This window comes from Nakamurella endophytica (assembly GCF_014646215.1).
Taxonomy (GTDB): domain Bacteria; phylum Actinomycetota; class Actinomycetes; order Mycobacteriales; family Nakamurellaceae; genus Nakamurella; species Nakamurella endophytica.
In genome coordinates this window covers 603,734-629,017 of the sequence record NZ_BMNA01000002.1, presented here as the reverse complement: position 1 = coordinate 629,017, position 25,284 = coordinate 603,734, and the positions used below count along the sequence as shown (strand labels likewise).

The 25,284-nt window shown below is 71.6% G+C and carries 22 protein-coding genes; 13 read left to right on the top strand and 9 right to left on the bottom strand.

Annotated elements, in window-relative coordinates:
- Window positions 1-194: 194 nt before the first annotated feature.
- A complete protein-coding gene (locus IEY37_RS06375; protein WP_188940644.1) occupies window positions 195-1,685 on the top strand; it encodes an ArnT family glycosyltransferase in 1,491 nt (496 codons plus the stop codon).
- Window positions 1,686-2,030: 345 nt separating this feature from the next.
- Here the strand turns inward: IEY37_RS06375 and IEY37_RS06370 are convergent, their stop codons facing one another.
- Together IEY37_RS06370 and IEY37_RS06365 are read right to left on the bottom strand one after the other, a co-directional pair.
- Window positions 2,031-2,825, bottom strand: a complete 795-nt coding sequence (locus tag IEY37_RS06370) for a maleylpyruvate isomerase family mycothiol-dependent enzyme (RefSeq protein ID WP_188940643.1) — start codon at window positions 2,823-2,825, stop codon at window positions 2,031-2,033.
- Between the two features lie 138 nt (window positions 2,826-2,963).
- Entirely contained in the window at window positions 2,964-4,025 is a 1,062-nt protein-coding gene (locus IEY37_RS06365; RefSeq protein WP_188940642.1) for a LacI family DNA-binding transcriptional regulator, read from the bottom strand.
- A 659-nt stretch (window positions 4,026-4,684) separates the two neighbouring features.
- On the opposite strand from IEY37_RS06365, the gene IEY37_RS06360 reads away from it, so the two are divergent.
- From IEY37_RS06360 to IEY37_RS06325, 8 genes are all read left to right on the top strand, one after another.
- Window positions 4,685-6,379 (top strand): ABC transporter substrate-binding protein, encoded by a 1,695-nt coding sequence (locus IEY37_RS06360; protein ID WP_188940641.1) that lies wholly within the window; start codon window positions 4,685-4,687, stop codon window positions 6,377-6,379.
- Between the two features lie 112 nt (window positions 6,380-6,491).
- Window positions 6,492-7,499 carry an ABC transporter ATP-binding protein gene (locus IEY37_RS06355; protein WP_229673995.1) on the top strand — a complete coding sequence of 336 codons (1,008 nt, stop codon included), beginning with the start codon at window positions 6,492-6,494 and terminating at the stop codon, window positions 7,497-7,499.
- A gap of 73 nt (window positions 7,500-7,572) precedes the next feature.
- Window positions 7,573-8,559 carry an ABC transporter permease gene (locus IEY37_RS06350; protein ID WP_188940639.1) on the top strand — a complete coding sequence of 329 codons (987 nt, stop codon included), beginning with the start codon at window positions 7,573-7,575 and terminating at the stop codon, window positions 8,557-8,559.
- A gap of 1 nt (window position 8,560) precedes the next feature.
- Window positions 8,561-9,610 carry an ABC transporter permease gene (locus tag IEY37_RS06345; protein ID WP_229673994.1) on the top strand — a complete coding sequence of 350 codons (1,050 nt, stop codon included), beginning with the start codon at window positions 8,561-8,563 and terminating at the stop codon, window positions 9,608-9,610.
- Window positions 9,607-10,764 carry an ABC transporter ATP-binding protein gene (locus tag IEY37_RS06340; protein ID WP_188940638.1) on the top strand — a complete coding sequence of 386 codons (1,158 nt, stop codon included), beginning with the start codon at window positions 9,607-9,609 and terminating at the stop codon, window positions 10,762-10,764. The genes IEY37_RS06345 and IEY37_RS06340 overlap by 4 nt, the downstream gene beginning before the upstream one ends.
- Entirely contained in the window at window positions 10,761-12,323 is a 1,563-nt protein-coding gene (locus IEY37_RS06335) for a GMC oxidoreductase (protein WP_188940637.1), read from the top strand. Before IEY37_RS06340 ends, IEY37_RS06335 begins: the two co-directional genes overlap by 4 nt.
- Before the next feature lie 60 nt (window positions 12,324-12,383).
- Window positions 12,384-13,325: a sugar phosphate isomerase/epimerase family protein gene (locus tag IEY37_RS06330; RefSeq protein ID WP_188940636.1), complete on the top strand. Its 942-nt coding sequence runs from the start codon at window positions 12,384-12,386 to the stop codon at window positions 13,323-13,325.
- Window positions 13,326-13,787: 462 nt separating this feature from the next.
- Entirely contained in the window at window positions 13,788-14,675 is an 888-nt protein-coding gene (locus IEY37_RS06325) for a hypothetical protein (protein ID WP_188940635.1), read from the top strand.
- Window positions 14,676-14,814: 139 nt separating this feature from the next.
- On the opposite strand, the gene IEY37_RS06320 is transcribed toward IEY37_RS06325, so the two are convergent.
- Window positions 14,815-15,066: a hypothetical protein gene (locus IEY37_RS06320; RefSeq protein ID WP_188940634.1), complete on the bottom strand. Its 252-nt coding sequence runs from the start codon at window positions 15,064-15,066 to the stop codon at window positions 14,815-14,817.
- Between IEY37_RS06320 and IEY37_RS06315 the strand changes: the two genes are divergently transcribed.
- Both IEY37_RS06315 and IEY37_RS06310 read left to right on the top strand, forming a co-directional pair.
- The gene (locus IEY37_RS06315; RefSeq protein WP_188940633.1) at window positions 15,065-15,214 is read left to right on the top strand and encodes a hypothetical protein; all 150 of its coding nucleotides are present in this window, start codon (window positions 15,065-15,067) and stop codon (window positions 15,212-15,214) included. The genes IEY37_RS06320 and IEY37_RS06315 overlap by 2 nt on opposite strands.
- Window positions 15,211-16,377 (top strand): hypothetical protein, encoded by a 1,167-nt coding sequence (locus IEY37_RS06310; RefSeq protein WP_188940632.1) that lies wholly within the window; start codon window positions 15,211-15,213, stop codon window positions 16,375-16,377. Before IEY37_RS06315 ends, IEY37_RS06310 begins: the two co-directional genes overlap by 4 nt.
- 120 nt (window positions 16,378-16,497) lie before the next feature.
- On the opposite strand, the gene IEY37_RS06305 is transcribed toward IEY37_RS06310, so the two are convergent.
- Window positions 16,498-17,190: a GAF and ANTAR domain-containing protein gene (locus IEY37_RS06305; protein WP_188940631.1), complete on the bottom strand. Its 693-nt coding sequence runs from the start codon at window positions 17,188-17,190 to the stop codon at window positions 16,498-16,500.
- Between the two features lie 138 nt (window positions 17,191-17,328).
- Window positions 17,329-18,222, bottom strand: coding sequence for a GGDEF domain-containing protein (locus tag IEY37_RS06300; protein WP_188940630.1), 894 nt, complete (start codon window positions 18,220-18,222; stop codon window positions 17,329-17,331).
- Between the two features lie 507 nt (window positions 18,223-18,729).
- Between IEY37_RS06300 and IEY37_RS06295 the strand changes: the two genes are divergently transcribed.
- Window positions 18,730-19,206 (top strand): hypothetical protein, encoded by a 477-nt coding sequence (locus IEY37_RS06295; protein WP_188940629.1) that lies wholly within the window; start codon window positions 18,730-18,732, stop codon window positions 19,204-19,206.
- 10 nt (window positions 19,207-19,216) lie between these two features.
- On the opposite strand, the gene IEY37_RS06290 is transcribed toward IEY37_RS06295, so the two are convergent.
- The 3 genes from IEY37_RS06290 to IEY37_RS06280 form a co-directional block, all read right to left on the bottom strand.
- Window positions 19,217-20,221, bottom strand: a complete 1,005-nt coding sequence (locus IEY37_RS06290; RefSeq protein ID WP_188940628.1) for a dioxygenase family protein — start codon at window positions 20,219-20,221, stop codon at window positions 19,217-19,219.
- Window positions 20,222-20,567: 346 nt separating this feature from the next.
- Window positions 20,568-21,041 (bottom strand): RidA family protein, encoded by a 474-nt coding sequence (locus IEY37_RS06285; protein WP_188940866.1) that lies wholly within the window; start codon window positions 21,039-21,041, stop codon window positions 20,568-20,570.
- A 936-nt stretch (window positions 21,042-21,977) separates the two neighbouring features.
- The gene (locus tag IEY37_RS06280) at window positions 21,978-22,928 is read right to left on the bottom strand and encodes a hypothetical protein (protein WP_188940627.1); all 951 of its coding nucleotides are present in this window, start codon (window positions 22,926-22,928) and stop codon (window positions 21,978-21,980) included.
- Between the two features lie 318 nt (window positions 22,929-23,246).
- Here IEY37_RS06280 and IEY37_RS06275 point away from each other — a divergent pair, with 318 nt between their 5' ends.
- Window positions 23,247-24,077 (top strand): hypothetical protein, encoded by an 831-nt coding sequence (locus IEY37_RS06275; RefSeq protein WP_188940626.1) that lies wholly within the window; start codon window positions 23,247-23,249, stop codon window positions 24,075-24,077.
- Between the two features lie 108 nt (window positions 24,078-24,185).
- Here IEY37_RS06275 and IEY37_RS06270 read toward each other — a convergent pair whose 3' ends face one another.
- On the bottom strand, window positions 24,186-25,244 hold the full coding sequence (locus IEY37_RS06270; protein WP_188940625.1) for a YncE family protein: 1,059 nt from the start codon (window positions 25,242-25,244) through the stop codon (window positions 24,186-24,188).
- Window positions 25,245-25,284: the final 40 nt, after the last annotated feature.

Sequence of the window (25,284 nt, the reverse complement as noted above, 5' to 3'; positions counted from 1 at the left end):
CAGTCCTGGGGGACTGGCCGTCCAGGGCGGGGCAGGCATGGATCGTCGGCGGGGCCATCGATGGGGGACGGGTGGGGGGCACGGCTGTGCAGGGGGCGGCTGCAGCAGACGACGCAGTCGGTATGGCAGGCGGCCCGCGGCAGGTGGTGTCGACGGTCCCCACGGGGCGACCTGGCGACACCGGCGGCTCGCGCGTGTCGGCGGATCCGGGGTTCGTGCGGTGGCTGCGGGACGTGCGCCCCGGGGGTGGCGCCGAGTACCTGGTCGGTGCGGCGGTTCTGGTGTGGGGCCTGTTGCTGGCCCTGTCCAATCTGCCGGTCGCGGGGATCACGCCGGACGAGCGGGCCTACCTGGACAACGGCTGGGCGTATGTGCACGGCGATTTCAGCGGCAACGGTGAGCACCCCTACACCGCGAAGGTGTTGATGGGGTTGGGACAGTTGATCGGCGGCCACAACGTCGTGGCGGACCGGACCGCCGCCGGTTTGGCGTCGGTGGCCACCGGGGTGGTGATCTGGTGGTGGCTGCGCCGGGATGCCGGCCGGGCCACCGGTCTGATCGGTGGGGCGTTGTGGCTGCTGCTGCCCCGGCCGATCGGCGTGGTCGGTCTGCGGATCGACCGGTTCGGTCTGCTCGAGCCGTTCATGATGCTGTTCGCCGTCATCGCGATGGCGGCGACCAGGTGGTGGATCCGCACCGGCCGCCGGCGTGCCGCGGTGTGGGCCGGGGTGGCGATCGGGTTGTCGGTCACCTCCAAGGTCACCACCGTGGTCCTCGTCCCGGTGCTCCTGATCGCCGCGCTGGCCGCCCGGCCGTCCCGCCGCACCGCCGGCCAAGCCGGACTGTTCGCTGCGGCAGCCGCCGCCGTCGTGGTGGTCACCTACCTGCCGGCGCCCGGGTTCCTCGGGCAGGCGGTGGCGATGCTGCGCTACCAGAGCGCCCACTCCAGCCGCGGACACATGGTGGTGGTGGCCGGCACCGTCACCCCACGACCGCCGTGGTGGGCGAACCTGTACTGGATGTGGGAAGGCCTCGGTGTTGCCGCCACCATCGCCCTGGCCATCGGGCTGGTGCTGCTGGCCGTGCAACGCGGACGGCCGACGGCCGTCACCGCCCTGGTCGCCGCGAACCTGGCCGCGCTGGCCGTGTTCCTGCTCGCCGTCAGCTCCGTGGCCCTGCAGCACTACTACTACGCGCTCGTCCCCGAGATCACCGTGCTGGCCGCACTGGGCATCGGCCGCCCCCTGGACATCTGGCTCACCCGCCGGACCCGTCCGCGCCCAGCCGACAGCCCGCAGGCCGGGGCGGTGCTGCGGTGCGCGGCGCTGGCCGCCGTCCTGGCCACCGGCGTGGCCGCCGTCGGCCTGTCCGTGCAGACCGCGACGCAGCACCCCGGGGGCGTCAAGCTCGCCGCCGAGATCCTGGCCGTCGAACACGTGCCGCCCGGCCCGATCGTCGTCGCCGGCTTCCGGCCGCTGGAATATCAGCCCTACCTGCCCACCGCCGCCGGCACGTTCCCCACCGACCGCGACACACCCGCCGTCGCCGTCATCGTCCAACGCGGCGACCCCAGCACCCCACCCAGCGCCGCCGTCCTCAGACGACTCCGCCGCACCGCGCCCTACTACCGCAAACTCACCGCCGACCACACCATCGACATCTACCTACCCACCGCGACGCCGTGAACCACGCCGGCCCGCCGCGTCCGTGGAACGGCTGGAGGAGGCCCGGCCGAGTGCTCCGGGACGGCTCGATGCACGTCCCGTTCGGTCGAGCGGGTCGGCTCGTCAATGCGGTCATCCTGTGCAGGAACTTCGGTGAAATACCGCTCGAGGTACGCGATGTCGATGCTGCTCGCCCCTCTCGGCCGGCGGGTAAGCGGACCGGCGGATCGCTCGGGACCCAGGACTTCGTCCGGTCCGGCATGTCGTTCGACGTCTCCTCCGGGGCCCTCTGCCGCCCGCGGCTCGTCGTCGGAGGTCACCCACCGTCGCGACGGTCCCGGTGCCGCGACGACCGTCGTGCCGGTGTCACTGGGAGCTGTCGGCGATCACGGCTCGCAGCCGTGCCACGGCGGACGCGTCGCCGGTGACGTCCAGCACCTCCGCGTCGGCGCGGCCCCACAGCCACAGATCCAGGTTCCACGACGACGCGCTCACGGTGGCAGTGGCCGGCTCCGGGTCGTCCGTGACGGCCTCCACGCACTCCTCGTCGTAGCGGGTGCCGGAGGTCGGCGACGTGCCGACGAACCGGCCGAACGCCAGCAGCCACGACCGTCCGCTGTCGGGGCAGGTCAGGCGGATGCGGGTGCCGTCGGCGGAGAACCGGGCCCAGTCCGGTAGGCCGCTGAGCATCACCGTCACCATCTCGTCCACGCCGTCGGCCGCGAGCGCCGGGTCGGGCTGGGTGACCGGAAGTCCGGCGACCTGCTCGGCGTCGACCCGGTGGATCAGCGCCTCGTGGGCCTGCCGGCGTCGCACCCAGCTGACCGTGCCGCCCGACGGGGACCAGGACCAGCAGGGTGACGTCGGGTCGGCGGCGCGCAGCGCACCGACCAGCGCCGCGCTGCGGTCGCGCAGCAGGGCGACCAGTTCACCGTCGGGCGGCCGCTCCGTCTCCGGGACGGTGTCGGCGGAGACGTCCGCCTGCCGGACGTGGTGCAGCCAGGAGTCCTGCACCTCCGCGAGGTGGAAGGCCAGATCGGCGGCCGTCCAGTCGGGACACGCCGGCACCCGGGCGGTCGCCGGTGCCAACTCGAGAGCTGCGGCCGCCCGTTCGGATTCCGCTGCGAGCACATCGATGAACGACACGTCGGATTCAGGCATGCGGCAGCATACGGCGCGCCCGCCCGGATCGCCGGTGTCGACGAGCACGAGCGGCAATGCCGCTCGCGCCTCGGGCCGCAGCGGCACGGCAATTGCGTCACGTCGAGCACGGCCGACCCCGGTGTCCCGTGCGCTGGGCTACCTGCCGGGCGGGGGAGGGCCGGTGCTGCCGCGGACGAGCAGATCGACCGGCGGGCCCGGGACCTGCCGCGGCGGTGCGTCGTCCAGGACGTCCAGCAGGAGCGCGGCCGCCCGCCGGCCCACCTGGTGCACGTCGCGGCTCATTGCGGACAACGTCGGTCGCGTGATCAAGCACAGCTGCGAGTCGTCCCACGCCAGCAACGACACGTCCTGAGGTACCCGGAGTCCGAGTTCCTCCGTGACCATCAAGCCGGCCACGGCGCACAGGTCGTTGTCGTACACGATGGCCGTCGGGGGCGGGTCGAGGGTCAACAGACGCCGGGTCGCCGCCGCGCCGCGCTCACCCGTCAGGTCCGTGTCGACGGTCTGTGCCTGTTCCATGGCGGTGCCGGACGTGCGCAGCTGCACCAGCGTCTCCGCGAACGTGATGCCCCGGGCGGTGATGTGGGCCAGCTCCGGCGGACCGGCCACCCGGGCGATGCGGCGATGCCCGAGCCGGGCCAGGTACCGCACCGCCTGGCGCATGGCGGCCCGGTCGTCCGTCCACACGCAGGGCAGCGCACCGGCCACCTCCGGCGCTCCGACGGCCACGGCCGGCAGCGACAGCTGGGTGAGCAGCGCGACCCGCGGGTCGGCCTCGCGCAGGTCGATCAGCACGACACCGTCCACCTGCCCCGACGCGGACCACGCCTTCAGGATCGCGAGCTCGTGATCCGCCGACGGTGCGACCTGGAGCAGCAGGGCCACCGACCGCACCGACAGCACGCTCTCCAGCCCGGCCAGGAGCTCCATGAAGAACGGCTCCGACCCGAGCAACTCGGGAGGGCGGGTCACCACCAGTCCGACGGCGCCAGCCCGCCGCCCGGACAGCACCCGAGCCGCCGGGTTGGGGATCCACTCGAGCTGCCGGGCGACGGCGAGCACCCGTTCCCTCGTCGCGGCAGAGACTCCCGGCCGCCCGTTGAGGGCGTAGGACGCCGCTCCTTTCGACACTCCGGCTGCCGAGGCGATGTCCGTGATCGTGACCCGCTTGCGACGGGAGGGGGCCGTGTCCGTCACGCCGCACCGTCGTGCCGGACGCGCGGGCGGGGCGCGTCGCCGTTCGCCGAGCGCCGCCGCCGTCCTGCCGACCGCTCGCGGTCCGGCCGTCGCCGGCTGCCACCGTCGGGCCGGGTCGGCGCCGTCACCATCGGTGGATCGTAGCCGGGCCCCGGGGGGATCGGCATGGTACAGAACCGGTTCAGTCGGCCGCCGTCGGCCCGGACCACCTGTATCGGAACGGGTCTGGTCGGCGCTCCACCCGGCGCCCACGACACGCGATGAACGAACACTTGCCAAATGTGGCGTGCCGTATACAGTTGGCGTCGGCCCGGGGAGCGCGCCCTCGGCCCGAGCGGACGGCGAACCTGCCGACCGGAACGATCACTGGTCGACACGCTTGCCGGAGCCCCAGCCCCGACGGGTCCAGGTCGACGGCCGGACGGCCGCGTGCAGCCGTCCGGAGCCACGACGGGGTGGCGGCCATGTCGGCGCTCGGGCTCGCCAGTCCCGCGCCGAGCACGGGCATCGCCCCACGGAAGCGTCGTCGCCGCACCAGGCGGAGTCGACGGACGGGCGACCCGCGACCATCGCGCCGTCGACTCGCATCACTGCCGGTATCGGACCTTTACAACGGAGTAAGACAGTCGATGAAAGCTTCGCGCAGCAAACTTTCCCAGGTGGTCGCGGTCGTCGGCATCGCCGGCGTGCTGCTGTCCGGTTGCTCGTCGAGCAGCAAGGGCGAGAACACCACGGCCACCGGTGGCAACGGGAGCGCGGCCACCAGCGGCAGCAGCGGGGGTGGCTCCTCGACCCTCACCATGGTGGTCCAGCCCAGCGGCCCGCTGACCCGGAACTTCAACCCGTTCAACCCCAACAACGCCGGCATGATCCAGGGCACGCAGGCCTTCGTCTACGAGCCGCTGGTGCAGTTCAACCTGGCCAAGACCGGTCAGGAGTACCCCTGGCTGGCCAAGTCCTACGACTGGTCCAGCGACGGCAAGACCCTCACCCTCCACCTGCAGTCGGGTGTGACCTGGAGCGACGGGAAACCTTTCTCGGCCTCGGATGTGGCCTTCACGTTCAACCTGCTCCGGAAGTTCCCGGCACTGAACACGAGCGGCATCAAGGCGGTGTCGGCGACCGCGAAGGACCCGACCACCGCCGTCCTGACCTTCGACCACGCGTCCTTCGTGGACTTCTACTACATCGCGAGCGTCGGGATCGTGCCCGAGCACATCTGGTCCGGCATCGCTGATCCGTCCACGTTCGCGGATCCCAACCCCGTGGGCACCGGGCCCTACCTGTTGACCTCGTTCAACCAGCAGGGCTGGGAGATGACGAAGAACCCGCACTATTGGCAGGCCGGGAAGCCGACGATCTCCAACATCCGCGTGCCGATCTTCAACTCGGCGCCCAGCGCCACTCTCGCCCTCGGGCAGGGAACCGTCGACTGGGCCGGGTTGTTCGTCAACAACATCGACACCGTCTTCGCGGCCAAGGACAAGCAGCACAACACGTACTGGCAGCCCGGCTACTCGACGGTGACCATCATCCCGAACCTCGAGCAGGGCAAGCCGCTGGCCGACGTCGCCGTCCGGCAGGCGGTCAGCGCCGCGCTGGACCGCACTCAGATCTCCAAGGCCGCCACCCAGGGACAGGCCCCGCCCGCGGCGAGCGCGACCGGGCTGGTGCTACCGGCGCAGGAGACCTACCTGACGGACGCGACCAAGCAGTACGCCCTGACGCCCGACGTCGCCAAGGCCAAGTCGATCCTCGACGGCGCGGGCTACAAGATGGGCGGTGACGGGTACTACCAGACCCCCGCCGGAGGAGACCTGGCGTTCTCGCTCGAGCAGCCCTCCAACTACGCCGACTTCATGACCGACGCCCAGGTGGCCTCCCAGCAGCTCAAGGCCGCCGGGATCAAGGTGACGGTGAGCGGCGTGTCCGTGCAGAAGTACACGTCGGACATCACCAACGGCACCTTCGACGCGGCAATCCACGTCGGCGTCAGCGGGACCAGCCCGTACTACCAGTACAACTACTGGCTCAACAGCGCCTTCAGCGCTCCGGCGGGAAAGCCTGCCATCAGCAACTTCTCACGCTGGGAGGACCCGGCGACCGACAAGCTGCTGACGCAGTACGCGTCCACCAACGACCCCAAGGTGCAGGCGACCGCGATCGACGGCATCGCCCAGGTGATGGCGACGAAGCTGCCGGTCATCCCGCTGCTGTACGGCGCGGCGTGGGCGCAGATGAACACGAAGAAGTTCACCGGCTACCCGACGGCAGACAACCCCTACATGTTGGGCTGGCCGGTGTCTCCGTCTTCTGAGTACACCGTGCTGCAGCTCAAGCCGGCCGCCGGCTGACCCGACGCTGATCGGGCCTGGATCCGGCCGTGCCCGGGGCACCCGCGCCCCGGGCACGGCCGGGCCGCAGCGTGCCGGCAGGGCATGCACGGCTCGGGATATGGGGAGAGACATGACATCCACGACGAGCGGGCCGGGCGCCGAGCCCGTCCTGCGCACCACCTCGTTGGCCAAGCACTACACGCTCCGTGGACGGGGTCGCCGCCGCACCGTGCGTGCCGTCGACGATCTCGACCTTGCGCTGGTCCCCGGAACGGTGACCGCGGTGGTCGGGGAGAGCGGTTCGGGCAAGTCGACCGTCGCCAAGATGCTGGTCCGGCTGGTGCGGCCCAGCTCGGGACGGATCACCCTGGACGGGCGGGACGCCGGTCGGATGAACCTGCGGGCGTACCGCAAGGACGTCCAGATGGTGTTCCAGGATCCGTTCGCATCGCTGAACTCGGTGCACACCATCGGCTACCACCTGGCCCGACCGCTGCTGAACTTCGGTCGTGCGCGTCGCGGTGCGGACGTGGCCGGCAAGGTGCGAGACCTGTTGCAGCGTGTCAAGCTGGACCCGCAGTTCGCGGACAAGCTGCCGCACGAGCTGTCCGGCGGTCAGCGCCAGCGCGCGGCCATCGCCCGGGCGCTCGCGTCGGAGCCCAGGGTGCTGCTGGCCGACGAACCGATCTCCATGCTCGACGTCTCGATCCGGCTCGGCATCCTGAACCTGCTGGGCGAGCTGCGGGACACCGACGGCCTGGCCATCCTCTACGTGACGCACGACATCGCCTCGGCCCGCTACTTCGCCGACCGGACCGTGGTCATGTACGCCGGCAAGGTGGTGGAGAGCGGCACGGCGTTGGAGGTCACCGACCAGCCGGCGCACCCGTACACGCAACTGCTGATCTCGGCCGCGCCCGACCCGCAACGCATCGAGATCGTCGACGTGTCGCGGGCCTCGAGCGGTGCCGCGTCGGCGCCCACCGACGGCTGCCGCTTCCGGGACCGGTGCCCGTTCGCCATGGACGTCTGCCGGCAGCAGCCCCCGGACGTCGCGGTGACGCCGTCGCACACCGCAGCCTGCTGGCTGCGGGTGGACGAGTCGCAGCGGCCCGCATCCGGCCGGGAGGCAGCGTGACCGCGATGGGGAGAGCGACGATGCGCGAGGGAGCGCCCATGGACGTCCATCCGGCGGCGGGACGGACGGAGCGGTGAAGTTCCTGCTGCGCCGGCTCGGCTTCACCCTGATCACCGCCTGGGCCGCGATCTCGATCAACTTCTTCCTGCCCCGGCTGATGCCGGGAGATCCGGTCCAGCTCATGGTCGCCCGCCTGCAGCAGCAAGGTGCGGTGTCGCCCAACGCGATGCAGGCCATGCAGGTCGCCTTCGGGCTGGACGACCACACGTCGCTGATCGTGCAGTACTTCCAGTACTGGGGGCAGCTGTTCCGCGGCGACCTCGGCCGGTCGATCACCTTCTACCCGAGCTCGGTGAGCGAGGTGATCGGTCAGGCACTGCCGTGGACGCTGGTCCTGGTCGGGGTGTCCACCGTCATCAGCTTCCTGCTAGGGACGGTGCTCGGGGCCTTCATCGGCTGGCGCCGCGGCTCCTGGGCGGAGACCATCCTGCCGCTGTCGACGTTCCTCTCGTCGGTGCCCTACTTCTGGATGGGCCTGATCGTCATCTCGCTGTTCGGGGCCAAGCTCGGCTGGTTCCCGCTGTCCGGAGGCTTCGACCAGGGCATCGACCCGTCGTGGTCCTCGGATTTCGTGTCGAACGCGCTGTACCACGCGGTGCTGCCGGCCATCACCATCGTGCTCAGCTCGGTCGCCAGCTGGATCCTGGGCATGCGCAACATGATGGTGACGGTGATGGACGAGGACTACGTGCTGGTGGCGCAGGCCAAGGGTCTGTCCCGCCTGCGGGTGCTCTCGGCGTACGCCGCACGGAACGCGGTGCTGCCCAGCATCGCCGGGTTCGCGTTGTCGATCAGCTTCGTGGTCTCCGGCTCGCTGCTGGTGGAGATCGTCTTCTCGTACCCCGGTATCGGGTACTCGCTCTACCAGGCGGTCAACAACGAGGACTTCCCCTTGATGCAGGGCATCTTCCTCATCATCACCTTCGCCGTCCTGCTGGCCAACCTGGTCGCCGACGTCGCGTACGTCCTGCTGGACCCCCGCACCCGACAGGACGCCTGAGATGGCCGAGACCAGCGACCGACCCGCCACGGACGCCGTCGACGACGTGCTGGCCGGCGACCGCGTCGGCGGTCCGGTGCCGGGAGCCGCGGCCGACCCACTGGTGTCCGAGCCGGCAGACCCGGGCCGCCCGCGTCGGCGGCGGCGGACCATGTCCGGCAAGTTCGTCGCCGGCCTGGTCATCCTCGGCCTGTTCGTGCTCATGGCGGCGATCGGGCCGCTCGTCGCGCCGTACGACCCGTCGAACCTGGGTCCCGACGTGCTGGCTCCGCCGAGCTGGCAGCACTGGTTGGGGACCACCGGGACGGGCCAGGACGTGCTGTCCCAGCTGCTCGTGGGCGCCCGGCAGACCCTGATCATCGGGGTCCTCGCCGGCTTGATCGCCACGGCGATCTCGACGATCATCGGCGTCACCGGGGGGTTCGTCGGCGGCATCGCCGACGACCTGCTGTCCCTGCTGTCCAACGTGTTCCTGGTGGTCCCCGCGCTGCCGCTGCTCATCGTGCTGACCGGCTACCTGCCCAACGGCGGTCCCGTCGCCGTCGCCGCGGTGATCAGCCTCACCGGGTGGGCATGGGGCTCACGGGTGCTCCGCGCGCAGACCCTGTCGATCCGGCGCCGGGACTACATCGAAGCCGCGCGCGTGGCGGGCGAGCCGGGTTGGCGCATCATCGTCTTCGAGATCCTGCCGCACGTCAGGGCGATCCTGGCCTCGAGCTTCCTGTTCACCGTCCTGTTCGCCATCCTCACCCAGGTGGGCCTGGCGTTCCTGGGACTGGTGGACGTCTCGCAGTGGAGCTGGGGCGTGATGCTCTACTGGGCGCAGTCGGCCGATGCCCTCAACGCCGGCGCGTGGTGGTGGTTCGTCCCCCCGGGACTGGCCGTCGCACTCATCGGCACCGGTCTGGCCCTGCTCAACTTCGGGGTGGACGAGTTCATCAATCCCCGACTGCGGTCCAACTCGTTGCGGGGGCGCGCCGCCCGGGACTCCGCGGGCGGGTTCACACCCGTGGTCCGTACCGACCCGCAGCCCAGTGAGGTGCAGCGATGACGATCTCGGCCGGCAGCATCCCGGTGACCACCCGACCTCGCGCCGGTGACCCGGTCCTGGAGGTCCGTGGATTGTCCGCGTCGTACGGGCTCGGGCCGGACGCGGTGCGTGCGGTCGTCGACGTCGACCTGACCCTGCGGCGCGGCGAGATCCTGGGCATCGCCGGCGAGAGCGGCAGCGGCAAGTCGACCCTGGCCTACGCGATCACCCGGCTGCTGCGCCCGCCGGGGGTGATCACCGCGGGCGAGGTGGTGTTCCGGCCCGCGGACCGCCCCGGTGGGGGCATGGACCTGCTGTCGGCAGGACCGGCGGAGCTTCGGGCCATCCGCTGGTCCGAGATCGCCGTCGTGTTCCAGTCCGCCATGCACGCCCTCAACCCGGTCCTGACGGTGGAGCGCCAGCTGCTCGACGTCCTGGCCGCGCACCGCAGGTCGATGAGCCGGCAGGCGCGGCAGGCGCGGGTGCGCGAGATGGTCGAGATGGTGGGCATCAGCCCCAGCCGGCTCAAGAGCTACCCCCACGAGCTGTCGGGCGGGATGCGGCAGCGCGTGATGATCGCCATGGGGCTGATCCTCGAGCCGCAGATCGTGCTGATGGACGAGCCCACCACAGCGCTGGACGTGGTGACGCAACGCCAGATCCTGCAGCAGATCCTGGAACTGCGGGAGCGCCTGGGCTTCTCCGTCGTGTTCATCACGCACGACCTGTCGCTGCTCATCGAGATCGCCGACACCATCGCCATCATGTACGCCGGTCGGTTGGTGGAGCGGGCACCGTCGGCGTTCCTGTTCCACGCGCCCCGCCACCCGTACACCCGCGGGCTGCTCGCGTCGTTCCCGTCGCTGCACGGTGACCGCGAGAAGCTGGTCGGCATCCCCGGATCACCGGTGGACCTGCGGCACGTCCCGTCGGGCTGCGCGTTCCGGACCCGTTGCCCGCACGAGATGCCGCGGTGCGCCACCGATCGGCCACCGCTGGCCCTCCCGGTCGGCGATCCGCCGTCGGCGGACCGGGAGGTCGCCTGCTGGCTGCACGACGGGCGGCAGCCACCACCGCCCTCGCTGGCCCGTCCGGCTCCGGCGGCCCGGCCCGAGTACGCAACAGCCGGTACGTCCACGATCCGCGACACCCGCGCAGAGCAGGAGCGTTCATGAACCCCGAGTGGTCCGAACACGTCGACGTCCTCGTCGTCGGCAGCGGACCGGCCGGTGCTGCGTACGCCCGGACGATCCGCAACGGTGCACCGACGGCCGTCATCCTGATGGTCGAGGCGGGCCCGGTGATCGCCGAACCGCCGGGCCTGCACGTCGCCAACATCCTCGATCCCCAGGAGCGTGCCCGCGCGCAGGTGGCATCCCAGGGACCGGACACCTATCCGTACCCGCTGACCTGGGAGACGGCGTCCGAGCAGGACCGGGAGCAGGCGCTGCTGCAGCGGCCCGGACTGTTCCGGGTCGGGTCGGGGCCATTGAGCGGCAACGGTTTTCCCGCGGCCCAGGCGGCGAGCAACGTGGGTGGCATGGGATCGCACTGGTTCGGCTGCTGCCCGCGGCCGAGCGACACCGAGCGCATCCCGTTCCTCGACGCGGGCGAGCTCGACGCGGCGTTCGAGGTGGCCGAGCGGTACCTGCAGGTGTCGGCCACCCAGTTCGCCGACTCGGCGTTCGCCGCGCACGTCCGAGAGCGCGTGGGAGGCGTGGTCGACGAGGGTCGGCCCGCGCACCGGCGGGTGCAGGCCATGCCGATGGCCGTCCGGCTGACCGACCACGGCGTGGAGCGGTCCGGACCGAACGTCATCCTGGGCGACCTGCTGTCGGGTGCGGACCCGAGTTTCGAGCTGCGGGCGCGGACGCTCTGCCGCCGGGTGATCCTGGACGGGGAGCGCGCGTGCGGTGTGGAGCTGGAGGACCTGGAGACCGGCGCCGTCCGTCGGGTGTCCGCGGACGTGGTGGTGGTCGCCGGCGACTCGCTGCGCACGCCGCAACTGCTCTTCGCCTCGGGCGTCCGCCCCCCTGCGCTCGGCCGTCATCTCAACGAACACCCGCAGGTGTCCGTGATGGCGCGGGTGCACGGCGCGGGGGACACCGGCGGACGGTCGCGGGAGCAGGGCGAGACCGCGGTCATGGCCAACACCGCGGCCGTGTCCGTGGCGGCGAGCGGGGTGACCTGGATCCCCTACGACGCGAAGACCTTCCCCGCGCACGGCAATCTCGTCCAGGTCGATCCGGCGTCGCTGCCCGGACCGCAGGCCGACGACCCGACGCCGGTGCTGTCCGTGCACCTGTTCCTGCCCCAGGAGGTGCGGCCGGAGAACGCGGTCGAGTTCGACGACGAGCGCACGGACTGGCTCGGCATGCCGGCCATGCGGATGCACGTCGACTACTCGACGTACGACCTCGAGGTGATCGAGAACGCCAAGGCGGACGCACTGCGGATCGCCTGGGCGCTCGGCGCCCCCTTCGAGGGAGAGGACCCGTGGGTGCTCCCGGCGGGCAGTTCGCTGCACTACGAGGGGACGGTGCGGATGGGCCCGGTGGACGACGGCACCAGTGTGTGCGACAGCACCAGTCGGGTGTGGGGGACCGACAACCTGTATGTGGGCGGCAACGGCGTCATCCCGCTCACCACCGCCTGCAACCCGACCCTGACCACGGTGGCCCTGGCGGTGCTCGCCGGCCAGCACATCGCCGCGACGCTGGCCACGGCCGGCTGAGCGCGCCGCCCCCAGACCCGAAGACCGAGGGCACCACCGGGTGCCGGTAGAGGAGACACCATGAGGTTCGGCGCGTCCATCTGGCCGTGGAAGTGGGAGGCACCGTACGACCGGGCGATCCGGCGGATCGGGCAGGCGGGGTTCCGCGCCACCGAGTTGATCGCGTGGGACACCGACGCGTTGCAGTCGTACTACACGCCGGAGACCGTGGCCCTGCTGCGGTCGGTGCTGGACGACGAAGGCATGCGCCTGTCCCAGTTCGTCGTCAAGAACGAGGGTCTGGCCAGTTCCGACCCGCAGCGGCGGCGGCAGTCGGTCGACGAGTTCAAGCAGGGCGTGGACACCGCCGTGGCGCTCGGCGCGACCGTGGTGAACACGGTGACGCACTACCCGTTCAACATCGTCTACCCGTCGCTGATGGACCGGCCGCACGTGCAGATGTTCACCGTGGACATCGGTGCGGGCCTGGACTGGTCGGGGAACTGGTCGCAGTACGTGGACGCGTTGCGCGAGTGCGCGGACCACGCCCAGGCGGCCGGCGTCCGGTACAGCCTGGAGCCGCATCCCTTCCGGTACGGGTCGAACACCGAGGGCCTCATCCGGATCCTCGATGCGGTCGACTCCCCGGCACTGGGCATCAACTTCGACCCGAGCCACCTGTTCCCGGTCGGCGACGTCCCGCACGTCTCGGTGTACCGGCTCGGCGGTCGCGTGCTGCACTGCCACTTCTCGGACAACGACGGCGCCACCAACGTCCACTGGCGCCCGGGCAAGGGCAAGATCGACTGGGAGAGCCTGCTCAGGGCGTTGCACGACACCGGTTTCGACGGTGTCATCTCGCTGGAGTTCGAGGACATCCCCGGTGTCTCGCGGCCGGTGACCAGCATCCCGGGCGCCTACAAGCCCCACGAGAACGCGTCGGACGGCTTCGAGCAGGAGTACCGCATCGCGCTCGCCTACCTGACCGAGCTCGCCGAGCGCGTCGGGTTCACGGTCGAGTAGACCGGCCCGAATCGGTGGCGTCCGCCGGCGGCGGGCGCCACCGAGCCGACCCCGACGCGGCCGTCGCCGTGCCCCTGCGTGCACCGCGACCGGTCGGCCTGCTGGCGGGCGTCTCCGGCCGCTCGTGACGACCCCGCCGAGCAACCCAGCGGCTATCTCCATCCGTCCTGGCGGTGTCGACGGGAGGAGGCTGGAATGCCGTGGTCACGGATCGGCCGGAGTGGGGTGGGCCTCGCGATCGCCGGCGCCGTCCTCACCGCCGGGTGCAGCCCGTCGGCACCGGCGCAGGGTAGCCCTCCGACGACGGCGACGGCCTCCTCGTCCACCACGGGGGCGGCCCGGTCGCCGACCGGGGTTCGGACGGGTGCGGGGTCGACCACCGCCGACTCGTCGGGCAGCCCCGCACCCGACTCGGGGCGGGACCGGCCGGCGCGCACCGACGGGGCCGTCGACCAGCGACTGGTGGGGAAGCACTGGCGGCTGACGTCCCTGCACACTGCCGGGTACGAGACCGATGCGGCCCGGTTCCCCGACGCCGCGGTCGAATTCACCGCGACCTTCCTGGCCTACGACCTGTACTGCTCGGGAGCGTTGCACACCTATACGGCCGCGGGCGACCAGCTGACTCCGGGCCGCGCTGTCGACACCATGGCTCATGCCTGCGGTCCGACGGAGGTCGGTCCGGTACCGGACGCGATGACAGCGGTCTTCGAGTCCGCGACGCCGGTGCACTACGAGGTCACCGCACGCACACTGACGGTCCGGTCGCCGACCGTGACGTTGGTGTTCCGCAACGCCGGACGCGCCGGGTTCTACGGGTACTGGCCGCAGCTGTACCCGAACAGCGACCTGGCAGCGTGGGTGCACGAGCCCGCCACCGCACCCTTCCCGGCCAGCTTCCGACGGCCGCAGCAGTGGCAGCCCTACCCGTTCCGGCAGAGCTCCACCGACCGCGCCGTCGCCAGGTACCTCGGTACCGACCCGCCGCAGAACCCTTGTGGCGCGGCGCAACCGAACCGTCCCGCGGTGGCCTGCGGTCCGCCGATCCACCGCCTCAGCCTGGACGGTGTGCTGGTCACCCTCGGCGGTCCGGTCCACGACGACGACGGCGCGGCGGGTCCAGCGAACCTGCGCGTCGCCGGGCGGCCCGCCCACCTGACCGACCGCCGGGCCACCGGTGACTGCGCCGCCATCGGCGGCGATCGCGAGATCCTCGTCCGGACGGAGCCGGATGCCACCGGAGCCCATCCGGTGCTCCGGATCAGCGCGTGCCTCGAGGGGCCCGACACGGACCAACCGGACCACACGTTCCGGCAGCTGCTGCAGACCATCGCCGTTGCCGGCCGGTGAGCACGCCGCGCCCAACCGGCCGTTCGTGGCATCTCGTGTCCTGGCTCATCCAGCGCCGACCGCTCGAAGACAGCGCACCGTCGACGCGACGCTTCGCACGCGGACGCCGGATGGGACGGACCTCGCCCGGTTCCGCGTCCTACCGGTGCTCGGGGACCTCTCGGCCTCGCCGCCGTTGCACCGCCGCCGCGACCAGCGACAGCAGCATGATCACCGCACCGACCGCGGCGGCGAAGAGACTCAGCAGGAAGACAAGACCAGCGCTGATGTTGGTGCGCATGGTGCTCGGCCACAGCTCGCCGATCGACCACAGCGATCCGGCCACTGCCAGCCCGCCGATGGCCGTCCACATGCCGAGTCGCCGCAGGAACCGCAGCTCGGACAGGTCCATGGGGACCATTCTGATCGTCGGCCGGTCCTCCCGCGCCTGGACCGACGACTTCCTGGCCCGACCGTCGCGATGCTGGCGGCCCGCACGCCGGCGCGCCATGCTGCTGGCCTGGCAGCAGGGCGGCTGGCCACCGGGGGAGGGCGCATGAGTGCACACCCTGGCACGGCGTACCGCCGGTGGGCGGCGCTGTTCCTCGTCGTGCTCGCTGCCGCCGGGGGATGTCGGGACGGGCAGAAAGCAGCGCGGGCGGCGACCGCTCCGATCGTGGCGACGACGAGCGAACGGCAGGCGCCGCAGTCGCCGCCCCGTCCGACATGGGCGCCGTCCTCGCCCGAGCGGCCCGGGACAGCCCAGCCGACAGTGGCGACGTCGTCGGTGCGCCCCCTGCCGTCCCAGGATGCGTCCGGCGGTGTCGATCGCCGGCTCACCGGCGTCAGCTGGGCGCTCACCGCGATCTCGCTGTCGTCCGGCGAGGATGCCGCGACGCGCTACCCCGACGTGTCGGTCGAGTTCACGACGGCCTATCTCGCCATCGCCACCGGCTGCGGCGGCCGGCTCTACGGGTACCGGATCCGTTCGGCGACGACCGTCCGCCTGACCGCGTTCGTCGATTCGGTGGCCGAGGTATGCCCGCCTGTCCCGCGAGAGGAGCAGGGAGACGTCGTCGACAGCGCTTTCGACACCGGTGTGCTCCGCTACCACCTGTCCGGTCGGATCCTCACGCTCACCACAGCCCGGGCGGTCTGGTCGTTCCACTCGGCCGGACCGGCGCGGCTGGCCAGATACTGGCCGCAACTCCTCCCGGACCTCGACGCCTCGGCGGATCCTGCCCGGTGGCCGGCCGCCGTGGTGGGCGGCGTGCGGTTCCGACACCCGCCCGACTGGCGGCTGACCCCCTATGAGGAGTCCTTCTCCCGCTACACCGTCCTGGGATTCCTGAGCACCGACCCGCTGCACGACCCCTGCCGGATCATCACCTCCCGCAGCGCCATCGAGACGCTGTGCACCGAGCCGGTGGACCGGCTCTCGCCCGGCGGTGTGCTGGTGATCCTCGGCGGCGGTGATTCTCCGGGTCCGCAACGTCCGCGGATCCGCCTCACCGCCACCGTCGCCGGACGACCCGCATCCGTGACCGAGTCGCGTGCGCAGGACGAGTGCCTGACCGTCGGTGCCCAGCGGCAGATCCAGGTACTGGCACCGGGTGACAGCGTCCACGTCCGGATCCAGCTGACCGGTTGCTTCGCCGGGCCGGACCCGAGGGCCGCCGAGGCGGGATTCCGGCGACTCGTCGACAGCATCACGCTCCGCTGAATCCCACCGTCCGGCGGTCGCCGGTGGCCGACCCAGGCGGCGTGCCTGTGGTCCGCTGCGGAGCCGCGCGTCGACTCGGCAGAACGGGCCGTCCGATGCGGGCTGTCGTCGCGGCGTCCGTCACGACGGTGGCATCGCGCCCGTCTCGGCGAGGCGCTCGGCGACCTCCCGCAGCTGCACGTTGCTGTGCTGCGAAGCGTTGCGGAGCAGCTGGAAGGCCTCCTCGGCGGTGATCTTCAGGCGTTCCATGAGGATGCCCTCGGCCTGGCCGATGACCGTGCGGGTGTCGACCGCCGCCCGAAGGTTCTCCTGGGTCCGGGCCCGGTGCACCGCGATCGCGGCCTGGGCCGCGTAGAGCCGTCCTTCCGCCCGCAGCTGGTCGTCGAAGGTCTCCCGCCGGACCGAGTAGAGGTTGAGCGCGCCGAGCACGTGCTGGCCCGTCGACAAGCAGAAGGACAGGCTGCTGGCCACGCCGACCTCGTCAGCGGCCTGCCGGCACCACCGCGGGTAGCGCCGTTCGGTCTGGAGGTCCTGGATCTCGACCTGCTCGTCGTGACGGATGGCGTCCAGGCACGGCCCTTCGGCCAGGAGGTACTGCAGCCGGTCCGCCCGCACCGCCCGATCGTCGCTGGACCCCGCGGTCTGCACCTGCTGCCGGGCCCCCACCAGCGACACACTGACGCCGACGTCACTGCCCAGACGGTCGGCGGCGATGTCCACCACCCGTTGCACCGTGCGTCGGGTGTCCGGCTCCGCGGACAGCTGGAGGGCCACGGTCGCCACCAGCTGCTCGAAGGTGGGAACGTCTGTCACAACCACCTCGAGGCACAGGTCCTGCGACCCCACTGGTCGACGCGTTGAGCGGGATCGTACCGGCGCGGGCCGGCGCGGTCGGATCCTGCCGTCCGTGCGATTCCGGCGGCGCCGAGCGTGCGCGGGACCGCCGTGCGGTCAGCTGCGCAGGGCGACGGTGGCCGGCCGGGCGGCCTTGGTGGCGCGCAACGCGGTGTCGGCCCGATCGATCAACGACGATGCGGTGTCGCCGGCCGTGGCGATGGCCGCTCCCCACGTCACGGTGAGCGGGATGCCGTCGGGACCGTCCACGCGGCCGCGCCGCAGGCGCGCTGCGACGGCCGCCACACCGGTGGCGCTGGACGAGCTGACGACCACGGCGAACTCGTCGCCGCCCCACCGGGACACCAGGTCGTCGGTGCGGGTGTTCTCCCGCAACCACTGGGCGACCCGGACCAGGCAGGCGTCCCCGGTCAGGTGCCCGTGCCGGTCGTTGATCTGCTTGAAGTGGTCGAGGTCGCCGAGCAGCAGCAGGATCGGTCGCGCCCCGACGTCCCCGGCGAGCAGCGCAGCGATGCTCTGGTCGAAGGACCGGCGGTTGGCCAGGCCGGTCAACGGGTCGGTGCCGGCAGCGGTGCGCAGATCCTGGTGCGTGCGGACGAAGTCGGTGACGTCCAGGTGGCGGACCAGCAGGACCGGCTCGCCGCCGGCCGCGGCCGTCACGCCGCGGATGTCCAGGCGGTACCAGAACTCCTCGTCGGCGGTGGCGAACGGGTAGTGCAGGACGAAGTCCGTCGACGTGCCGGCCAGCACCCGCTCGAAACCGGCGAGGACCTCGGCGGCGACCGCGTCACCGCCGTCCGCGGACCGCCGGCACGTGGTCAGGTAGTTGCCGCCCACCCCGCAACTGGCGTCCGCTCCCATCTCCGCGCCGAACCTCGACCAGGCCTCGTTGACCGCGAGCAGCGTGCCGTCTACTGCCAGCACGGCCGAGATGTCCGGGGACCGCTCGAAGAGACCGAGCCAGGGGATCTGCCGCCGTTCCGCCACCACTCGCGCCTCCGTTCCTGGCGGGCCGACGCCGCCGGTCCTCGCGCACGCACCGTGACGAGGTCCGCGACGCCGTCCGCCGACGTCGGACGACGAGCGGCCGGGCACCGGGGCTGTCGCCACCGACGACGGCCTTCGACGGCCCGTCTGTCGGTTCCCCGGATCGCTCCAGTCTTACCCAGGATGTCGATCACCGCTCGGCGTCGGTCGGTCGCGACGTCCGTCGCGGACCGGACGGGGTGGCCGTGCGTGGCTCCTCGGCAGGTCTCCCGTCCGGTGGCCGGGCCCCGACGACGGGCCTGTGCCACGCCGAGACCCGTCGCCGTCCCGGGAGGGGAGTCGACGGGGTCGCCGAGGTGCCGACGGCGGTCCTGCACCCGGGACGTCCAGGCGCCGTCGGACCGCCTGACGGCCCGCTCGGACAGCGTTCCGGCCACCCCCGTGCCACGCTGGTCGGCGGCGGGACCAGCCGGACACGGCGAGCGAGGAGGCGCGGAGATGCTTCGGTCGGTGCGACAGCGTCCACGGCGCCTGGTCGCCGGCATCTGCGCACTCGTCCTGGTCCTGGTGGCAGTGACCGTCTGGGTGCTGCAGGCGCAGCGGCAGGCCTCGCACCAGGCCCGGGTGCAGCGGGACGTCGTCGGTCCGCTCTGGCTGCTCACCGAGGTGCGCGCGCCGCAGGGCCCCACCACGGTGCAGCGCGACGACTGGATCACCCTGCGCCTCGAGCCGAACGGGACCAGCCGGATCACCACCTGCAGCGGCGGCAACACCACCACGGCGCGGTGGCGCGCCACCAGCTCCGGTTTCGAGATGGCGGACCCGGTCAACGATGTACTCGCGTGCAATGCCGGACGGTCCCGGCCGAAGGTGGTCTCCGACGCCACGTCGGTACTGACGCGCGGCCCACTGGTCGCCGAGCGCTCCGGCGACGCGTTGGTGCTCCGCGCCGCGCCGTACGAACTGCGGTACCGGATCGAACGCTGACGGCTGCCGCTCACCCGGCCGGCGGTGCTCCGCCGGGCGCGCCGGAAGGAGTACCGCCGCCATGCAGCTGCCCGCCGGTCGGCGCGGTGGAGGTATCGATGCCGACCTGCAGAGCGACCGACAAACCGCTGCTCACGGTGCCGGTCACCGTCGCCAGTTGGCGGGCACCGCCGTCGTCGCCGAAGACGTTGTCCGTGGACAGGCTGACCCGCGCCAGGTTGCCGACGGACGCCTCGTATCCGGCCTGGCCGTACACCGTCTCGCAGACGTCCTGAGGAAGGGCGACCTGCGACGTGGCGATCGCGGTCGAGACGTCGGTGATGCTGTCCCGATCGGGGTAGACCTCGAAGTGGATGTGCGGCCACCGTCCGCTGTAGCAGGCGGGGAAGATGCTGCTGTACTCCACGACGCCGTCGGCATCGGCGATCTGCACGCCGCGCAGGTAGTTCTCGCTCGTGATGCCGTCGGAGTACAGCGAGTACCGACCCTCGCGGTCGCAGTGCCATACGTACACGGCCACCCCGGCGAACGGGGCTCCGGCCCTGGCCAGGTCTGTCACCGACAACCGCAGGGTGATCGGCACGCCGGCCGCGGTACGGCTGGCCTGACCGAAACTGGATCGGAGGTCGCTCCGGACGATGCCGCTCTGCTCCAACACGTCCGGACCGTTGGACCCGTCGCCGGGATATGGACCGGCTGTCTCGTCGGGGATCTCGCCGGTCGCCGTGCCGGTGTCCGACGTGGGCGTGGTGTCCGAGGTCTCCGCGGTGGACGCGACTGCCGGTTCGGCGGCTGCGGTGGCCGAACCGGCGGACGGTGAGGTGGCCGGGGACGTGGTGCCGGTGCCGCAGGCGGCAAGTCCTACGGCCACGGCGCCGAGGCCCACGACGCGGAGCAGCCGGCGGCGATCCAGCAGCGTTCCGACGTCGAAACCCAGGCCCTGGTCGACCACCTGCTCGTCGGGCCGGGGGAGCGGTCGGCACTCGTAGGAGAGGCGTCTCGCATCGTGGGTCATGGTGCGTCTCCTCGGTTCTGGTGGGGGAACCGCCTCAGCTTCTCGTCGTGGACTGGCCCCGGGATGTTGGTGCTCTGAGCGGTTGCTGTGCAGCCCTGGACGTGTCCGGGTGTGCTCGGACGTCGCCGCGATGCAGCAGCGACGGACGCCTCCGACCGTGTCCGGCTCGAACGGTCGGCGGACCTTCGTCAGCGCCATGACGGGGTGCGCGGGCCCGGCCGGCTCCACCTACCGCGACGGATCCACCGGACTCCTGTCCGGCACCATGACGGCCACGGCGGACCGATCGGCCACACGACCCGTCGACCCGCCATGATCGCCGGGCCGCCCACGCAGCCGGTGGCCCTCAGGACGTGTGCAGTTCGGCGGCGACCACGACGGGCAGGTCGAGCGGCAGCGCGGCCACCCCGATGGCGGTCCTGGCATGGTCGCCGACCTCCGGACCGAAGACCGCCAGCACGATCTCGGAGAAGCTGTTCAGGACGGCCGTCGTCCGCGCATAGCCGGGCTGCGCCTGCACGAAGCCGTTGACCGTCACCCAGGCGTCGATACGGTCCAGATCGCCGACAGCTCGCTCCACCGCGGCGATCACCGCCAGCGCCGCCGAGCGGGCCGACTGCTGCGCCTCCTCGAGGGACACCTGGTCCGGAACCCGGCCGTACGGCCCAGCGGGCGAGCCGTCCGGATTCTGCGGGCCGTGGCCGGACACGACGACTCGCGTCCCCAGGATCCGGACCCAGCTGAACGTCGTGGTCACCGGCATCGCCGCCGGTTGCGGCAACACGAGACCCAGCCGGTCGAGCCGCTCGCGCACGGTCATGAGGTCCATCGAACACCACCGCGGGCGGCCGTCGTCGAGCCGCGCAAGCCGGTGATCCGATGTGTGCTTCCGGCGAGGACAGCGGTGCAGGAGATGTCCCCGGACGGGACACCGGGCGGAGTCGCCGGTCCTGCGGAAGCGGACACCCCGTGCGCCGGGCCCTCGCGCTCACCGGCGGTCGCACCTGACCCGGGACGGCGGCCTCCGGTCACCGACCCGCCTCGTCGGGGCGGTCCTGGTGATCTCGTCCAGTCGGCTGCGGCGGATGGCGCGTCAGTCGGACACGGACGACGCGGCGTCCTCCTCCGGAGGTGGCCGCCGTCGACGAGGTCGAGGGGTGCACCGTGGACATCCGGAAGGTCTGCAACCGAGCCCTGCGCCGTGGATCAAGTTCTCGGCCCATATGCACCGCCGGCACGGACCGTGCCGTTCACCGAGCGATCCGCGCGGGCGTCCGTTCCTCGGGAGTACTTGCGATCGCCGGGTGCTCCGGGCCTCCGACCGTGCGATCGATGCGCTGCGGGCCCCACGCTGCTGGCGACTCCGGGCGGGTATCTGCTGACCGGTGTGGTCGACCCCGCCCGGGATGCCGGAGACCGACGAACGTGTGCGCCGGGGGGCGACGAGCCTGCTGCTCCATTCGGGACTGCCCGTGGCTGGCGGGCTGGCTCACCGGGGCGCCTGACTCCATGACGCCACAGGCGCCGCACGTGTCGAGTGATCGAGCCATGGGGACCGACTCCCGCGGTCGCGTCGGGCGTCCAGCGGACGTGGGGCAGGACGCCGACGAGGTTCCGTCGTGCCGTGGACCGGCCCGGGGGGTGTCCGTCGGACGGACACGTCATCCACCTCGCGGACACGTGCGCCGGGACAGGCCGCGCACACCGAAGTGCCGGTTCGACCGGAGTCGACCCGACACCAGCGGCGGAGCAGCGATCAGTTGGCCGTGATGGGGGTGGGGGCGGAGGCGGTGTAGTCGGAGGCGGTCGTGCTGTCGGGGCTGATGAAGGTGGCGTCCATGACGTGCCAGGTGATGTTGTTCAACGTCATCGTGAGGTCGCCGGTGTCCTTGACCATCGCGTCAGCGGCGAGGATCTCGCGGTGCATGCCCGGGGGGATCGGCACGGCGAAGGAACTTTGGAACGTGTGTGACTGACCCCAGGTGTGCGCGAAGGAGCCCTTGATGCCGACGTCGATGATGCCGGCGATGGAACCGCCGGCGTTCACCTCTACTCCGATGGTGTCCGAGGAGTCGGCGGTGTCGTTCGTTCCCACGGTCAGGAGCGGATACGGCTTGTCGCCCTTGTTGGTGTCCTGGTTGTTGCCCGAGGCGATGACGCGACCGGGTGCGTAGAAGCGGGCGGTGACGTCGTGGTCGAAGGTGCACGTGGCGACGCCGTCGCTGCAGAGGTGCTGGACCAGCGGTCCGACACTGTTGTCGGTGCCGTCGAGGTCGAGCGTGCCGCCGCCGTCGTCGAAGAACAGACCTTCGTTGTCGCTGGTCCAGTCCCGGGACGCGGTGTAGCCCTGCGGCACCGAGTCGTTGATGGTGTCGTCGTAGGCGAACTCGGTACCGAACCGGGCCTCGAAGGTCTGGCCGTCCTCGTTGGTGTAGTCGGCGGTACCGAGCTGCTGATCGCCGACTCGCACCGCGACCTCGAGGTCCTCGCTCTCACCGGGCCAGAGCACCGTACCGATGGTCGGCCCGGCGCCGTCGAAACCCGTCGCCGAGCTCAACGTCAGCTTCTCGTGTGTGTAGTTGTAGACATGGAAACCGTGGGTGGTGTTCAACGCCTGACCGGGGGCGGGCGTGGCGGCGTCGGCGGTGCCGCACAGGGCGAGCGCACCCGCTGCGATCGCTCCGACGGCGGCGATCCTGGCGGTCATCCGGCCGATTGTCCCGATCTTGGTGTCCATGTCTGCTCCCCGGCTTGGTGATCGCGGCTCGCGATCGGATGGCGCAACTCTCCGGCCGGGCGGCACTCGTCGGGGTCGGCTCATCGGCCCTCATCGGGTCTTCTCGCGGCTCCACCGATCGGCGGACTTGTTCCTGGGCCTACCGGCTGCGGGCGATTCCCACGGTTGGGGGCTACGTCCGGTTCGACCGCCGTGAGAGTGTGCTCCGGTCGGCCCGGCAACGCCGCAGGAGCAGTCGCGCCGCCCCGGCATCGTCGACGGTTTCACCGAACCTGCCAGGGAGTCACCGTGCCTGAACAACCCGATGCTGCGGCGGGCGCCCGGACCGCGTCCGCGACGTTCGCGACCAGGATCCTGGACAACCCGTTCGTCGGCTTTCTTCCGTGGATCGTACTGGCTGTCCTGGAAGGACCGGGCCGCCTGCCCTGGGCGGCGGGAGCGGCTCTCGCGCTGTCGGTGGTGTTCCTCGTCCTGGACGTGGTCCGGGGCAGGACCGTGAAGATCCTCGCGGTCGTCGACGTCGTGGCCTTCACCGCGTTCCTCGTCCTGGTGCTGGCGGCGCCACCCGCCACGCAACGGTGGCTGGAAACCTGGTTCGGCGAGATCTCCAACCTCATCCTCGTCGTCGTCGTGGTCGCCTCGATGATCGCCAGGGTGCCGTTCACCATCCAGTACGCGCGTGAGCAGACGGATCCCAGCGCTTGGCGGACACCGCTGTTCCTGCGGATCAACTACGTGATCACCGGTGCGTGGGCACTGGCTTTCGCCGTGTCCTCGGCTGCGGGCTTCTACGGTGACGCCGTGCTGCACGACAACAGCAACATCTGGACCGGTTGGATCATCCAGATCGGTGCCTCACTGGTCGCCGTCCAGTTCACCCAGTGGTATCCGGACTACGCCACGGCCAACGCGCTACGCGCGGCCGGCGAACCGACCGAGCCGGCGCCACCGGTCACGGATCTGCTGGTGCCGTTGCTCGGGTACCTGGTTCCGGTCGGCATCATCGTGCTGGTCTTCGGCGGCGCGCCGACCTGGTTGGGTATCGCCCTCATCGTCGTCGGCTCCGCGTTGAGCGTGCAGTTGAGGCGTGTGGACACCCGGAGCGCGACCGGCGGCTGAGGACAGCGCCGCCCCGGCGCCGCCGGCCGGGTGCACCACGAGGGGGGCGACGCCGCTCGTGCCGCACGCAGACCGGGCGGAGCACCGGGAGCGTGGCGGGTCCCGGCACTACCGCTGACAGCCGCGCGGTAGCACCGTATCCGAACGCAGGGCCAGCAAGCTGAAACCGCCGTTGCCCGCCGGGCCCTCGGCGACCAGAACCTGGCCCGGTGCGGTGGCGACCGCGTCGGCGCCCACTCCGACCGTGCGGACGCTGACCGTGCGGTGGTCGCGGTTCCGGATGACGGACAGCTTGCCGGCGGTCCGCGGGTCGGAGTCCGGGAAGTCGCGGGTGGTCAGCAGGGTGTACCGGCCGTCGGCGGTGACGGCGGCACTGCTGGTGACACCGGGAGCAATCGTCGCCACGTGTCCGGTGAGGGTCATGGTGCGGGTGTCCAGCCACGTCGTGCCGGTGTCCCCGGGCAGTGGGACGACGGTTCCGGCAGCGGTGATGGCGCCGGGGTTGGTGGCGGAGCCGTCGGGCCGGTGCAGGGTTCTGGTGGTGCCCTTCCGGGCGTCGACGACGAGCACGGTGCCGTCGGCGCCGCTCGGCGCGACGACGAACCCGTTGGCGGTCGAGACGACCGCGGCCGGCTCGGGAACCGCCCACCGGTGGCGGACGCTGCCGGTTCGGCTGTCCACCTGCAGCACGGCGTCGTCGGGCAGATCCGCGACGAAGAGCTGGTCGCCGGTGGCCGTGGATCGGACCGTGACGGCGGTGGGCGACCCGGCAGCCAGGGTCCGGGTCACCCGGCGGGTGCGGGTGTCGACGACGGCGATGGTGCCGGCCGTCCAGCTGGTGACGTAGGCGGTCCGGCCGCTCCGGTCGAAGGCGACGTCGGTCGGGCCGGCGCCGACCGGGATGTTCGCCACGACCCGGTGGGTGCGCAGGTCGACGACCGAGACGACGCCGTCCAGGACGGTCGGCAGCCAGGCCTCGCGGTGGTCCGGTGTCACCCGGACCGCGCGGGGACCGTCCGCGACCGGCACGGTCACGGTGGCGTGCCCGGCATGTCGGGCAGGGGCCGCGGCGACGGCCGGGGCGGCCGTGCCGACCCCGAGCAGTGCGACGACGGCCACGGTGCCCATCGTGGCCAGCAGGGTGCGTCGAGGGACGATGGCGTGCACGAGAAGGACTCCTGACGGTGGGGAGGGACTGGGCTCGGAC